We start from the raw sequence: 12,997 nt of genomic DNA on the forward strand, positions 1-12,997 counted from the left end.
GATGTGTTTGGCATTGAATTCATCTTTTGATGTCAGTACATTTTTTATAAATTCGTAACAGTCTATTTTATAAATTTGGTTGATTATAAAATGCCAGAATTCAGAAGTATTAATTAAATCTCTTCGAAAAATCAGTTATGATTCTTTTCTGTTTATAGTTGTTTTAATTATTAATTTGTTAGGTAAAATTTACGTTTATGTATTAAGAGTTTTTTCGCTGCACTCATTTCGAGCAAAAAGTCCTCGGTTTTGTAGTGATTTATAAGAATCAAAACAGAGAAAATCGGTGTTCAAACTATGGATAACGATCAACACCAGGTCTTTATTTATAAAAATATCGAACCACTACAGTCTACAGTTCGAGTAATACTAATTTCTGTTGAAATTTCTAGCTACTTCTCGTTATCAAGGTCTAAATGCTCTGGGCCGCCTGATAACAACCCAGTCGGTTCATCTTCATCAATTGGTGGCGTGATATTTCTTTTTTTCAACTCTTTAATTTTCTTATTTAGTCGTTCGATACCTTCGGTTTCGCTCAACTCTTTCTTACTATTGCTACAATCATCGCTCATAGAAGAATTCCTCACTAAGTTAGTCAATTGCTTTGGTTGTATTTATATGACCTATGGGTTCGTTTGGTATAAGTGGCTTATTTGCTTTCTTAATTTTCTTAGCATACTCTTTAAGTTTTTGTGAAAATTCTATCTCAGAAACATCTTTTATTTTATCTTTTTTTGAAGAATTACTCATTCATTTACCCTCAAGTTAAATTTTTAACTAGATACCTTGGTTCATTCTTGTTGCCGGACTTCAGTGCATAGCCTAATGCTTTATATGAATTTATTGCACCCTGAACTGGATCGATTATTCTTACTTGGCTCGCTCCACAAGCATATCCATATAATTCTGTAGCTGTTAATGCTATAAAAGCAATCCTTCCTCGTAAAGGGTGTCTGTAATTAGGAGATCCCTCAAGAATTTCAAGTCGAACGTGAATGTTTTCCCCTGAGGCTTTTCCCAAGCATAAGCCGCAAAGCTGATTTCCGTACCATATTGCAGCTTCGAAGCGTTTATGGTGCTTTCTTCTATAGTCGCTTACCCACGATTCCCAATCCCATCCACCATTCGGAGGTATTCTACCGGATGAGTGCCAAGAAGTATTTTGAGCTAACGCTTCATTATTAATAGGTGTAAGATTGACATGTGGCATATTAATAACATTAGGTACTGCTTTATATACTTGCTCCCTATAATTGGAATATTTTTCTTTGAATTCCGGAAACGTCATTCTTTTTTGCATGATTTCTCGTTCCTGTATTTTCAGTTGAAATTATACCACCGCACTTTAGACGAGTTACACCGCATTTAGTCCGTAATAGAATTTTTTTGCGTGTGATTTCTAATGTCTTTGTTTTCTTTTTTTGGAGATCAAAGGGCGAAATTAAAATCCAAAATGCATTCTATTTCTAATCACATGAACTGAACTACTGCTACGTCGTTTTTTCGTGAATATGCACTCATTTATTATACCTGTTTGAGGAAAATATCTCATAAAATAAGACTGTAATTTCTGAATTCGAGTTTTTTGGCATACAATTCATTATTCTGTATTTCACGCCGAAGCTATATCTGTTTCAAAAATATCATCATTTTATATTGTGAATCTTTTGCCATCCTAAAGATTAATAATTTTAATTAATGTCTATTTCACTTTACCAAATATAAAAATATTGTTTCCGTACTTTTTTATTACCGACTCCTTCTTTCTTTGCAGGAGAGATGCTTAATTGAAAGTGCCATTTTTTGGGGTGTGTACTAGAAATATAACTGTTGTATTTTATGGTTAATCAGAGGCTCCTCTAGCTTGCGATAGTAAACTAAAGTATTAGTTTTGAGGTGACAAAAAATAACATAAATTAACGTTAAAAACTGGGTCTCTCTTTGGCTTAATTACGGTTTCTCTTGTTTTTCACTCTTGTTATTATCGGGTTAAAAGGACATTAAACTAAAGATAAGGCACCGGTGAATATGGAAGTATCTTTAGAGAGTATTCAGGAGCTAGCACCTGATCAATCTTCTCTTTCCGCCGCAAAGAAGTTGTTAAAAAAACAGAAGTGGCCAAGTGTTGGGCAATCCGAGGCGCATAAAACCATTTGGGGTATGTGTCAGGGGTCGGGATCAAAGCCGTATTATACGATGGCAGATCTGTCTAATTTAGGTTACAAATGCACCTGCCCATCGCGAAAATTCCCGTGTAAGCATGTTTTGGCGTTGCTGTGGCAATACAGCGAACAATTGCACGATTTTCAGGAACAAGAACTCCCACAGTGGGTTTTAGACTGGCACGGTCGGCGCAGAAAAACATCGTCTTCTCAAGCTTCTACTTCTACATCCTCTAAGGGCACTGATAGCAGTACTAACAAAAACATCGATAAAATTATTGATGCCGATGACGCCTCAATCGAATCCACAGCGCCTGAAATCAATGAAAAAAGCGAAGCGCAAAAACGCAAACGCGCTGAGTCTTTAAAGGCCAAGACCGATGCGTTGATCAGTGCGGGTTTGGAAGAGCTGCAACAGTGGATGGAAGATCAATTACGATCAGGCATCAGCCAGTTTTTAAAAGACAGTCACAGTCGTTGCCGCAATATTTCTGCTCGTTTAATTGATTCCAAAGCTTCCAATTTAGGCGTTACCTTGGATGAGTTGCCAGCGAAAATTCTCGAATATCCCATTGAAGAGCAGCCGTCGATTGTGGTTCGAGAATTCGGGCGGTTGGTGCTGCTCTGTAACGCTTGGTTTACTGATAACAATGATCTTGACGCTCGCCGAGCCATTGCTTCGGCAGAAAAGAAAGATCAGTTGTTAAGCGCAAATACTAACGCCAATACCGATACCAACGCCGTCAGCGGTATTTGGCAAACCATCGGTGAGCAAAGCTATACTCGTCGCGATGGATTAATTACTCAAACCACTTGGTTGTTGAATATTAATAGCAGTGAACCGCAATTTGCGAAGTTGGTTGATCATTTTCCGGCGGCATCAGGTCGCAAAATGATTGGTGCGGGTTTTAAATCGTGTGTTCACGGCGATATCGTGTTTTATCCGTCCAGGGTGAATCTGCGTGGAGTATTACAGAACTACGAGATTATTCCCAAACCCAGCGAATCTCTGTGGCCGGCAACTTCCCAGCGATTACCGACTCAGTTTTTAACGCTGCAATCTCAAATTCCTTGGCTAGACAATATTCCTTTTATTTTAGCCGATGGCCGAATTGCCGTGACCAAAGAAGGTGAATACTGGTGGCAATCCAATAATCTTGAAGAACACTATTTACTGACTAACAACACAATCAGTTCGGTTTTGTTGGGTTGTGAAATTGAGCGTGCGTTTATTCTTTGGGACGGAAGCAGAGCGCTGTTGTTGAGTGCGGTGGCGAAACAATGGGGGGCTATGCCGTGTTAAGCGAAGAAGAATTTATCGATGAAATTAATCGTGGCCAACAACTGGAGCAACGCTGGTTAATCGGCGGTGATACGCTTTATGACGCGGCCCAACTGCCTAATTCGTGGCGCTTATTGATTGAGAGTCTTCCGCCAGAACGGCGTAATTTGTCAGTGTTGGCACTGGTTGCGCAGCAGAAATCACTGCTGGCTCGATCAACCCATCCTGAGTCTGAATTTCTGTCTGGCCGTACGTTACCGCAATTGCCGTTACCGGTTTTGCCGGAGCATTTACGGTTTTTGTTTCGTTCTTGTTTAGAATCTGTCACCAAAACAACTTATCACAATTTAGATTCGGTGCTGTTGCATTTGGTTTATTGCAGAGGTTATGTGAGCCATCCTTTTGATTGGCTGCCCAAAAACACCGACGATAAACTCCCCGAAGTTTACTGGCCTTGGGTCAGGTGGCAATCAAACATCAGTCAGTTTCGTTCAACCGAGGCGTTGGAATTAACCAGCGAGAACTGGGACCACTGGTTGCCAGCAGAGCGTTTGTCTCTGCTTAAAAAAATGCGCGTTAATAATGCTGAGCAAGCTCGATTATTACTTGAAAAGCACGCAGTGAATGAATCCGCCGACAAACGCGTTAAATTAATTGAAACGCTGAGCGTGAATTTATCGCAAGACGATGCGGATTTTCTGAAAACTCTAGCGTCTGATCGTTCGAAAAAAGTAACAGCGCTTGCTCAACAATTTTTATTGCGATTATCGAGCGTATCTGCACCATTAGATCGAGAACCTTTTGCCGAAACGTTACAAGAGTTGTCGCAAGTTTACGATCTTACAAGCACAGGAATCATCCGTAAAAGCAAAAAGTTCGTGCCAAAAAAATTGAAAAATAGCGTACAGCGTGGCACGAGAACACAAACGATTGGCACAATACCATTGGCTCTATTGGCAGCTGAATTTGATCTTTCTTTGTCAGAGCTTGCCTCGATTTGGGATTTTGGTGCTAATACACAAAACGATAATCTTGCGTTCGTTGAAAACGCCGCTGAATCCATGCCGCTGGAAGAACTAGAAATACTGGTGGCGAATTTTTTGAATTCTGATGAAAAGTTTAACAATTTAATCTATTGGCTGAGTCGTTGTCTGCATAGATTTACCGATCAAAAACGAGAGTTGTATGTAATAAATTTATTGATGAAGAATGATTCAGACACTCTTGTTCACGACGTACTATTACTGCTTGATAAACCTTCTACAGAAATAACCTGGGCTGATATTAAATCCAGTTCAGCGTGGAAGAATTTAATAAACGATTTAAAAGAACAAACAGACGTTGGCGGCTTTGTTGAAGGCTCACTGATTCTGTCATTACAAACATTGGGTTTGTATTTGCCGAAACCGAGCGCCACCGAAGCACTTAAACATATTATTGATCTTGGAATGAGTCAATCTGACCCCGCGCTGATGTGTCTGAAATTGAATACTCAGTTAGAGTCTAGCGAAAATACAAAAGGATAAAATTATGGGTAATATTCTTCGACAACCTGCAGAGCTGAGTTTTCAATCTGAGCTGGATATTCTTAAGTCAGAAGATACCGGTCCTAAGCCGAGTAATTGGCAGTTGAGCCCGCAAGCTGTTGTTACCTATTTGTTGGGCGGTAAATCGCCTTCTGGCAAGGAAATTTCTGCAAAATACATCGGCAACCGTCGGTTGATTGAAACCGCCGTAGCCACCTTAGCCACCGACCGTGCATTGTTATTGTTGGGGGTACCGGGTACGGCCAAATCTTGGGTGTCTGAACATTTATCGGCCGCAATCTGTGGCGACAGTACGCAGGTGATTCAATGCACCGCTGGCACCGACGAAAATCAAATTCGTTACGGTTGGAATTACGCTCAGTTATTATCAAAAGGGCCGAGCAAAGATGCTTTAGTGCCCACGCCTTTGTATCGCGCAATGGAATCGGGCACCCTGTGCCGGCTGGAAGAATTAACTCGAATGGGATCGGACGTCCAAGATACGTTAATTACCGTGTTGTCCGAAAAAATGTTGCCGATTCCCGAACTCAACGATGCCGTTTTTGCCGAACGTGGGTTTAACGTTATTGCTACCGCAAACAATCGCGATAAAGGTGTTAATGAATTATCGTCTGCATTAAAACGACGTTTTAACGTAGTGGTTTTACCGTTGCCAAATGATCTTAACCAAGAGCTGGAAATTATTAATCAGCGAGTTGCGGAAATGGGAGCAAGCCTGGATATTCCAGTGCCGAAAAATGCCGTGGAAGAAATTAAAAAGGTGGTTACCATTTTCCGTGAGCTTCGCGGTGGTGAAACCTTAGATGGAAAAATTACCTTAAAAACGCCAACCGGTAATTTATCCACCGCCGAAGCCATTGCCGTTATGGTGGGTGGTTTAAGCCAAGCAAACTGGTTTGGCGGTGGCAGTTTAAGCGCTGAAGATATTAGCTCTAATATTGTTGGCGCTATTGTGAAAGACCCCGTGCAAGACAAAGTCGTGTTAGAAGAATATCTAGAAACCGTTCTTAAAAAACGTCGAGATTTTGCCGATTATTATCACAACATTAATGAAGTGTTGTAGTTATGGCAGTTGCACAAAACGACATTCACTATTTTGGTATTCGTCATCACGGACCGGGTTCTTGCCAGCGTTTGTTGTCTGAATTAGAAACATTAAAGCCTGCCAAGATTTTAATTGAAGGGCCCAGTGATTGTTCCGAAGACATCCAATGGTTAGCAAAGCACGGCATGACGCCGCCGGTTGCGTTACTCGCTTATAACGCAGAGCAAAGCGGTTCGAGTTTGTACTACCCATTCGCGGAATTTTCTCCAGAGTACCAAGCGTGCTTATTTGCATTACAACGCAAGCTTGACGTTGCTTTTATTGACTTGCCCGTTGCCATTCAATTGGCGAAGCCCGAACCTCAAGCGGAAGAGTCAGCGCTTGACGATTCGGAAGCTACGCTGGAAAAATCCGATCAAGAACCCGAAGCCAAATCTGAAACAGAAGAGCCTATTTGTTCCGATAATCCCTTGAACGAATCATCGGAAATCTCCAAAGATCCGTTTTCTTATTTGGCAGAATTATCGGGTTACGAAGACGGCGAATCTTGGTGGAACGATTTTATTGAGCAAAACAGCGATAACCAGTCGCTGATTTTTGAATTGATCGAAACCATTATGACAGAGCTGCGTGCTCACACGGAGATTTCTGATCGAGACATTCAGCGTGAAGCTTACATGCGTTTAGAAATCGATAAAGCGCGTAAACAAACCGAAGGCCCAATTGCGGTTATTTGTGGTGCTTGGCATGTGCCTGCGCTAAAAGAAAAACACACCTTAAAAGCCAATCGAGAAATACTGAAATCGCTACCGCCAAAGCTGACCAAAAGCAAAGTTAGATCGGCGTGGGTGCCCTGGACGTCACCGCGTTTGGCCGTCGCTTCCGGTTACGGTGCCGGTGTTAAAGCGCCGCAGTGGTATCAACATCTTTGGCGTCACCGAGATAACCCACAGTCGCTGTCGTTGTGGCTTGGCAAAATTGCTCAAACGTTGCGAGAGAAAGGCCATATTGTTTCTACAGCATCGGTTATTGAGGCGGTTAGGTTGTATCAAGCATTGGCTGTGATTCGCAATAAACCCAATGTTGGGCTCGAAGAAGTTCGCGATTCGGTTATATCGAGCGTATGTTTCGGCGAAGAACTGCAGTGGCGAGAGATCGAACAGCGATTGTTATTAGGCAACGAGGTCGGTTCCATTCCCGACGATGCACCGCTTATTCCGTTGTTAGAAGATTTACAAAAGCAACAAAAAGCCCTGCGTTTAAAACCGGAAGCCTTAGAAAAAAACTTAGCGCTGGATTTACGCTCCAGTGCGGGGCTAACAAAATCAATTCTGCTTCATCGGCTGACCGTGCTTAATGTGCCTTGGGGTAAAATTACGGATGCAGGGAACAGTCGCGGTACCTTTCGAGAACGTTGGATTCTATGTTGGCAACCTGAGTTTTCAGTGCAATTAATTGAAAACTTAGTCTACGGAAACACCATAGAACTGGCCGCAAACAATAAATTAATTGAAGCCTTCAACCAAGAAAATCAGCTCAGCCAGTTGGCAAATTCAGTTCAGTTGGCGCTGGAAGCACAATTAAACGCGGCTGCGGAAGTAGGGCTAAAACGTATCGATGAACACGCAACCCACACCACCGACACGCTCGAATTATTATCCAGCTTATCGCCGTTAATTTCGATTGTTCGTTACGGAACCGCTCGCGAACTGTCGTTGCATCAAATTGGCGAATTAGTCGAGCGGCTTATGGTGCAAGCGGCGGTGTCACTTCCTTACAGTTGCCGCAATTTAAATCAAGAAGAAGCCATTCATTATTGTCGTGTGATTAACCAAGCGCATCAATCCATTCTGATCGCGGAATTTGAGCAAGACTTAATGTCCGAGTGGTGGAGTTCTCTTCGTGACGTTATGGCGTTGGATTCTGCCGATGCTCAAGTGCGCGGATTAAGTGCACGGCTGTTGTATGTTTCCGAAAAAATAGACGCTGACCGTCTGCATATTTTATTGCAGAGAATGTTGTCTTCGTCGGTTGAAGTGTCTGAATCGGCGAAATTTTTTGAAGGGTTTTTTGACGGTGTTATTGATCGGTTATTGTTTGATACATCTCTTCGAAAAACCGTTGAAAATTGGTTGATTGATTTAGACGAAGACGTGTTTGTTGAGTTTCTACCGTTATTTAGGCGTGTTTTCTCGCAATTGGATGCAATGGAAAATCGACGTTTTTTAGATACCGTACTCAACGGAAAACAAAATGCAACCCGTGGGACAACGCCGGATCTGTCATTAACGGATTCTTGGACGGAACACTTTACGGCGGTGAGTAAACTGATTCGCCGAGATACTAAATGGACTCAAAACCAATGAATAATGATCATGAAAAAGAACGTCGTTGGCGGTTAGTATTAGGTTCACAAGATTCAAGCCAATGTCTTTCGGAGCGCGATGTTCGAATCGCTTCTGCTTTGGATGCGTTGTATCAAAATAATAATTCCAGTAAAAATGGCGGCAGAGGCGCGCGTGGAGGCTTAAATCGCTCTGCGCCAACAGTATCGAAATGGCTTGGCGATATTCGAGAGTTTTTTCCAAGCTCTGTCGTTCAGGTGATCCAGAAAGATGCGTTTGACCGTTTAGGGCTCAAGCAAATGTTAACCGAGCCCGAGTTTCTTGCCGCAGTAGAGGCTGACGTTCATTTGGTGGCCGATCTCATCAGTTTGCGTTCGGTTATGCCCGAAAAAACCATCGATACCGCACGTGAAGTGATCAAAAAAGTGGTCGATGAACTTATCGAAAAACTCGAACGAAAAACCGCCGAAGCCGTGCGAGGTGCGCTTAACAAATCCAAACGAACCTTTCGGCCCAGACACGCCGATATCGATTGGCATCGCACAATTACCGCAAATTTACGCCACTACCAAGAAGATTTAAACACCATCATTCCCGAAAAATTAATTGGGTATAAACGTCAACACCGTCGCGTTGTTGATTTGGATGAAGTGATTTTATGCGTCGATCAATCCGGCTCAATGGCAACTTCCGTAGTCTACAGTTCCATTTTTGCTGCGGTGATGGCCTCGTTGCCCGGTGTTAAAACACAATTGATTTGCTTTGATACTGCGATCTTAGATTTAACCGAAGAATTGAACGATCCGGTACAAGTATTATTTGGCGTTCAATTGGGCGGTGGTACCGACATTAACCAAGCCGTCGCCTATTGCGAAAGTAAAATCGAGCGGCCGAGTAAAACCCATTTAATTTTAATAACCGATTTGTACGAAGGTGGAGATGCTAACGAATTGAAAAACCGCGTTGCCAATTTAATTCGACAAGACGTAAATGTTATTACCTTATTGGCATTAAACGACGATGGAAAACCTTCTTACAGTGCGCATTTAGCACAAGAATTTGCCGCCATTGGTTCACCAGTTTTCGCCTGCACACCCGATCAATTCCCCGATTTAATGGCAACCGCGTTAAAACGGGAAGATGTACTCACTTGGGCCGGAGACCAAGATATCGTAACCGTACGACCAGTAGAAGATACTACTGTGTAGGTTGCTGCTGATTTGCTGTTTGTGTATCAATTTTAGGAAAGTAGCTTAAATTTAATCTGACAGGCGTCTTTTATAAGTGGGTGGTTGTCAGATTTCGTTGGAACAAATACACATAACTATCAAAGTAGTGAGCAGTAACAAAATTCTAAGTCCCTTTTAGGCGGTTTGTTACGGTTTAATGAGTCAACTGTTTTTCAGTCTGTCGTAAAAAAAGCAATTAATTTCAATCTTCACTTACAATTACATGTTTGAAATTTGGCAGAGTATTTCAGATGTTAATCGACAATTTTTAAATGTCTTTTAATCAACTCGCCAATTTAATTCGACAGCATATAAATGGTATTACACGGTTGGAGTTAAACGACTGCATTGCGACGAGAACACACACAGGTTGGAGCAGTGGGCAGGAGATGTAACGCTACTTGCGAAAGTAGAATCTTTGAGTAGTTAACTATGCTGTATAAAAAATAATCTTTATGCGTGCAGATAATAACCACACATAAATCATTAGGTTACCCACAAGTCTAGCAGCAATGCTCTTTGGGATGTTGTAGAATTGCGCCAGATCAACCAAAACCTAGCCGATAATGAAAAGAGAAGTGCGCAATGACCACTATAATCCGTCCACAAGATCTTATCGATAGCATCGCTGACGCCCTGCAGTTTATCTCTTATTACCACCCGAAAGACTTCATTAAAGCCGTACATGAAGCTTATGAGAGAGAGGCCAATCCCGCCGCGAAAGACGCTATGGCGCAAATTCTCATTAACTCTCGTATGTGTGCTGAAGGTCACCGCCCAATTTGCCAAGATACCGGCATTGTGAGTGTGATCATGAAGATTGGTATGAATGTTCAGTGGGATACTGATCGAAGCATCGAAGATATCGTCAATGAAGGTGTGCGCCAAGCATACAACCACCCAGACAACAAACTTCGTGCCTCGGTGTTAGTTGACCCAGACGGTGCTCGCAAAAACTCTGGCGACAATACGCCTGCGATGATCACCTACAAACTGGTTCCTGGCGATAAAGTTGACGTTCACGTTGTCGCAAAAGGCGGCGGTAGTGAAGCAAAAACTAAGTTTGCGATGTTGAACCCGTCTGACTCTGTCGTCGATTGGATCTTGAAAATGTTGCCAACCATGGGTGCTGGCTGGTGTCCACCAGGCATCTTAGGTATCGGTATCGGTGGTACTGCCGATAAAGCCATGGCAATGGCAAAAGAAGCCTTGCTTGATCCGATTGATATCCAAGATTTGAAAGAACGCGGCGCCTCTAACCGTGCCGAAGAACTTCGTTTAGAAGTGATGGATAAGGTCAACAAATTGGGTATTGGTGCCCAAGGTCTTGGCGGTTTGACGACGGTTCTTGATGTGAAGGTTAAAGATTGCCCCACTCACGCAGCCAACAAGCCAATTGCCATCATTCCAAACTGTGCCGCGACTCGTTTGGTTAAATTCACGCTAGACGGTTCTGGCCCATCGTTGCAAACACCGCCAAGCCTAGACGATTGGCCAGAAATCACTTGGGAAGTGGGTTCTGCGCGTCGTGTGAATCTTGATGAGCTGACCAAAGAAGACGTTGCTGAGTGGGAACCCGGTGAAACCGTATTGTTGTCCGGTAAGTTGTTAACCGGCCGTGATGCCGCCCATAAGCGTATGGTCGATATGATCGCCAAAGGCGAAGAATTGCCGGTGGATTTCACGAACCGCATGATCTACTACGTAGGTCCTGTTGATCCTGTTGGTGAAGAAGTGGTTGGTCCTGCTGGTCCTACTACCGCGACGCGTATGGACAAGTTCACCCGCACTATGCTCGAAGAAACCGGCCTTGCTGGTATGGTAGGTAAAGCTGAGCGCGGTCCTGCGGCCATTGAAGCCATTAAAGACAGCAAAGCGGTGTACCTAATGGCGGTGGGCGGTTCTGCTTACTTGGTTTCTAAAGCGATTAAAGCCGCGAAAGTGGTTGCGTTCGAAGATTTGGGTATGGAAGCTATCTACGAGTTCGAAATCGAAGATATGCCCGTTACCGTGGCGGTGGATTCCAAAGGTGAATCTGTTCACCAAACGGGCCCACAAATCTGGAAGGCAAAAATTGAAGAAGGCACCATCGAAGTTCAATAAGCTTCCACGAAAAAAGGCCGGTTTAACCGGCCTTTTTCTTTAATGAGATCGCAAAGTGCTCCAAAGACTCAATACAACCTTATGACAGGTTAAAAAGTTATTGGGAACGTGCCTGAGTTTTGATAAATCCGCTTTTGTTTTATCGGCATTGTAGTATTCTCAAGTTTTTCAAACTGATAAAAATAATAACGAAAGGGGCGGGTTAATCATGAGTCAATATTCTCAAATGAATGAACGTGATATCGATCAAGAATTATCACGTCTGATTGGTTGGATCAAAATAGAGTCTGAAGGAATCGCCAAACTAGAAAAAGTTTTTAGTTACCGAGACTATCAGCAAGCGGTTCAAAGCGCTCAGCGCGTGGCTGACTTGGCGGACGAACACAACCATCACCCTTTGTTGATTATCGAATGGGGAAAGCTGACGGTTCAGTGGTGGACTCACACCGCCAACGGCCTGAGTGAGACCGATTTTAATCTTGCCAGAGCAACCGATGATTTATTATTTGTTCCCCAATAATCAGAAATTTTCTGTTTGCTATAGGTAGAATATTTAAGACTGATTGGGTTTTGGTAAACGGACCCTACAAAAAGCGAATTAAAAATAAGGATTATTATGTTAAAAACTACCACTTCTAATATTGATGGTCACAAAATTACTGAATATTTAGATGTTGTTGTCGGCGAAGCTATTTTAGGTGCGAACATTTTTAAAGATTTATTCGGTGCTATTCGCGACATCGTTGGTGGTCGCTCTGGCGCTTATGAAGCAGAAATGGGAAAAGCCCGTCAAATCGCTTTCGATGAAATGGAAGAGAAAGCGCGCGCATTAGGTGCCAACGGCATTATTGGTATCGATATCGACTACGAGGTTGTCGGTGAAAAAGGCAGTATGATGATGGTCAGCGTGAGCGGAACGGCGGTAAGGTACAGCTAAGATGACTCAGTTGGCTGAAACGCCAGAGCCGCCTTACTACGCGGTAATCTTTGCCTCCATCAAAATTGAAGAGGATCAAGGTTACGCTGAAACCAGCGCGAGAATGATTGAGCTTGCCAAAAAACAACCGGGGTTTATTGGAATGGATTCCGCCCGAGTTGACGTTGGTGTGACCGTCTCTTACTGGCAAGATCTGGCTTCTATTAAACAGTGGAAACAAAACGCGGAACATCAAGTTGCTCAAGCACTTGGTCGAGAACAATGGTACAGCCGCTATAAAATTAGAATTGCAAAAGTTGAGTTGGAATACGGCAATTAGTTTTTCAGCAACTTATAATCAGTTCACT

At 42.9% G+C, this 12,997-nt stretch carries 12 protein-coding genes; 9 read left to right on the forward strand and 3 right to left on the reverse strand.

All coding sequences use genetic code 11. The features are described from left to right. Window positions 1-392: 392 nt before the first annotated feature. Genes LU361_RS10505 through LU361_RS10515 form a run of 3 tightly spaced genes read right to left on the reverse strand, consistent with a single transcriptional unit; the run spans window position 393 to window position 1,300 of the window. Window positions 393-572 carry a hypothetical protein gene (locus LU361_RS10505; protein ID WP_233088798.1) on the reverse strand — a complete coding sequence of 60 codons (180 nt, stop codon included), beginning with the start codon at window positions 570-572 and terminating at the stop codon, window positions 393-395. A 19-nt stretch (window positions 573-591) separates the two neighbouring features. Continuing rightward, window positions 592-750 (reverse strand): hypothetical protein, encoded by a 159-nt coding sequence (locus tag LU361_RS10510; protein ID WP_233088799.1) that lies wholly within the window; start codon window positions 748-750, stop codon window positions 592-594. 10 nt (window positions 751-760) lie between these two features. Further along, window positions 761-1,300: a hypothetical protein gene (locus tag LU361_RS10515; RefSeq protein WP_233088800.1), complete on the reverse strand. Its 540-nt coding sequence runs from the start codon at window positions 1,298-1,300 to the stop codon at window positions 761-763. A 728-nt stretch (window positions 1,301-2,028) separates the two neighbouring features. Between LU361_RS10515 and LU361_RS10520 the strand changes: the two genes are divergently transcribed. The 9 genes from LU361_RS10520 (at window position 2,029) to LU361_RS10560 (ending at window position 12,969) form a co-directional block, all read left to right on the forward strand. Further along, window positions 2,029-3,465: an SWIM zinc finger family protein gene (locus LU361_RS10520; RefSeq protein ID WP_233088801.1), complete on the forward strand. Its 1,437-nt coding sequence runs from the start codon at window positions 2,029-2,031 to the stop codon at window positions 3,463-3,465. Continuing rightward, window positions 3,444-4,970, forward strand: coding sequence for a DUF5691 domain-containing protein (locus tag LU361_RS10525; RefSeq protein WP_233088802.1), 1,527 nt, complete (start codon window positions 3,444-3,446; stop codon window positions 4,968-4,970). The genes LU361_RS10520 and LU361_RS10525 overlap by 22 nt, the downstream gene beginning before the upstream one ends. 4 nt (window positions 4,971-4,974) lie before the next feature. Continuing rightward, window positions 4,975-6,054 carry an ATP-binding protein gene (locus LU361_RS10530; protein WP_233088803.1) on the forward strand — a complete coding sequence of 360 codons (1,080 nt, stop codon included), beginning with the start codon at window positions 4,975-4,977 and terminating at the stop codon, window positions 6,052-6,054. 2 nt (window positions 6,055-6,056) lie between these two features. Beyond that, window positions 6,057-8,402 (forward strand): DUF5682 family protein, encoded by a 2,346-nt coding sequence (locus tag LU361_RS10535; RefSeq protein WP_233088804.1) that lies wholly within the window; start codon window positions 6,057-6,059, stop codon window positions 8,400-8,402. Next, the gene (locus LU361_RS10540; RefSeq protein ID WP_233088805.1) at window positions 8,399-9,589 is read left to right on the forward strand and encodes a VWA domain-containing protein; all 1,191 of its coding nucleotides are present in this window, start codon (window positions 8,399-8,401) and stop codon (window positions 9,587-9,589) included. Before LU361_RS10535 ends, LU361_RS10540 begins: the two co-directional genes overlap by 4 nt. Window positions 9,590-10,195: 606 nt before the next feature. Further along, complete coding sequence (locus LU361_RS10545; protein ID WP_233088806.1) at window positions 10,196-11,713, forward strand: fumarate hydratase; 1,518 nt, start codon at window positions 10,196-10,198, stop codon at window positions 11,711-11,713. Window positions 11,714-11,921: 208 nt separating this feature from the next. Next, on the forward strand, window positions 11,922-12,233 hold the full coding sequence (locus LU361_RS10550) for a 4a-hydroxytetrahydrobiopterin dehydratase (protein WP_233088807.1): 312 nt from the start codon (window positions 11,922-11,924) through the stop codon (window positions 12,231-12,233). 96 nt (window positions 12,234-12,329) lie between these two features. Further along, complete coding sequence (locus LU361_RS10555; RefSeq protein ID WP_233088808.1) at window positions 12,330-12,650, forward strand: heavy metal-binding domain-containing protein; 321 nt, start codon at window positions 12,330-12,332, stop codon at window positions 12,648-12,650. 1 nt (window position 12,651) lies between these two features. Continuing rightward, window positions 12,652-12,969: an antibiotic biosynthesis monooxygenase family protein gene (locus LU361_RS10560; protein WP_233088809.1), complete on the forward strand. Its 318-nt coding sequence runs from the start codon at window positions 12,652-12,654 to the stop codon at window positions 12,967-12,969. The last annotated feature ends 28 nt before the right edge of the window (window positions 12,970-12,997 follow it).

The organism is Sessilibacter corallicola (assembly GCF_021290925.1).
GTDB classification, from domain to species: Bacteria; Pseudomonadota; Gammaproteobacteria; order Pseudomonadales; family Cellvibrionaceae; genus Sessilibacter; species Sessilibacter corallicola.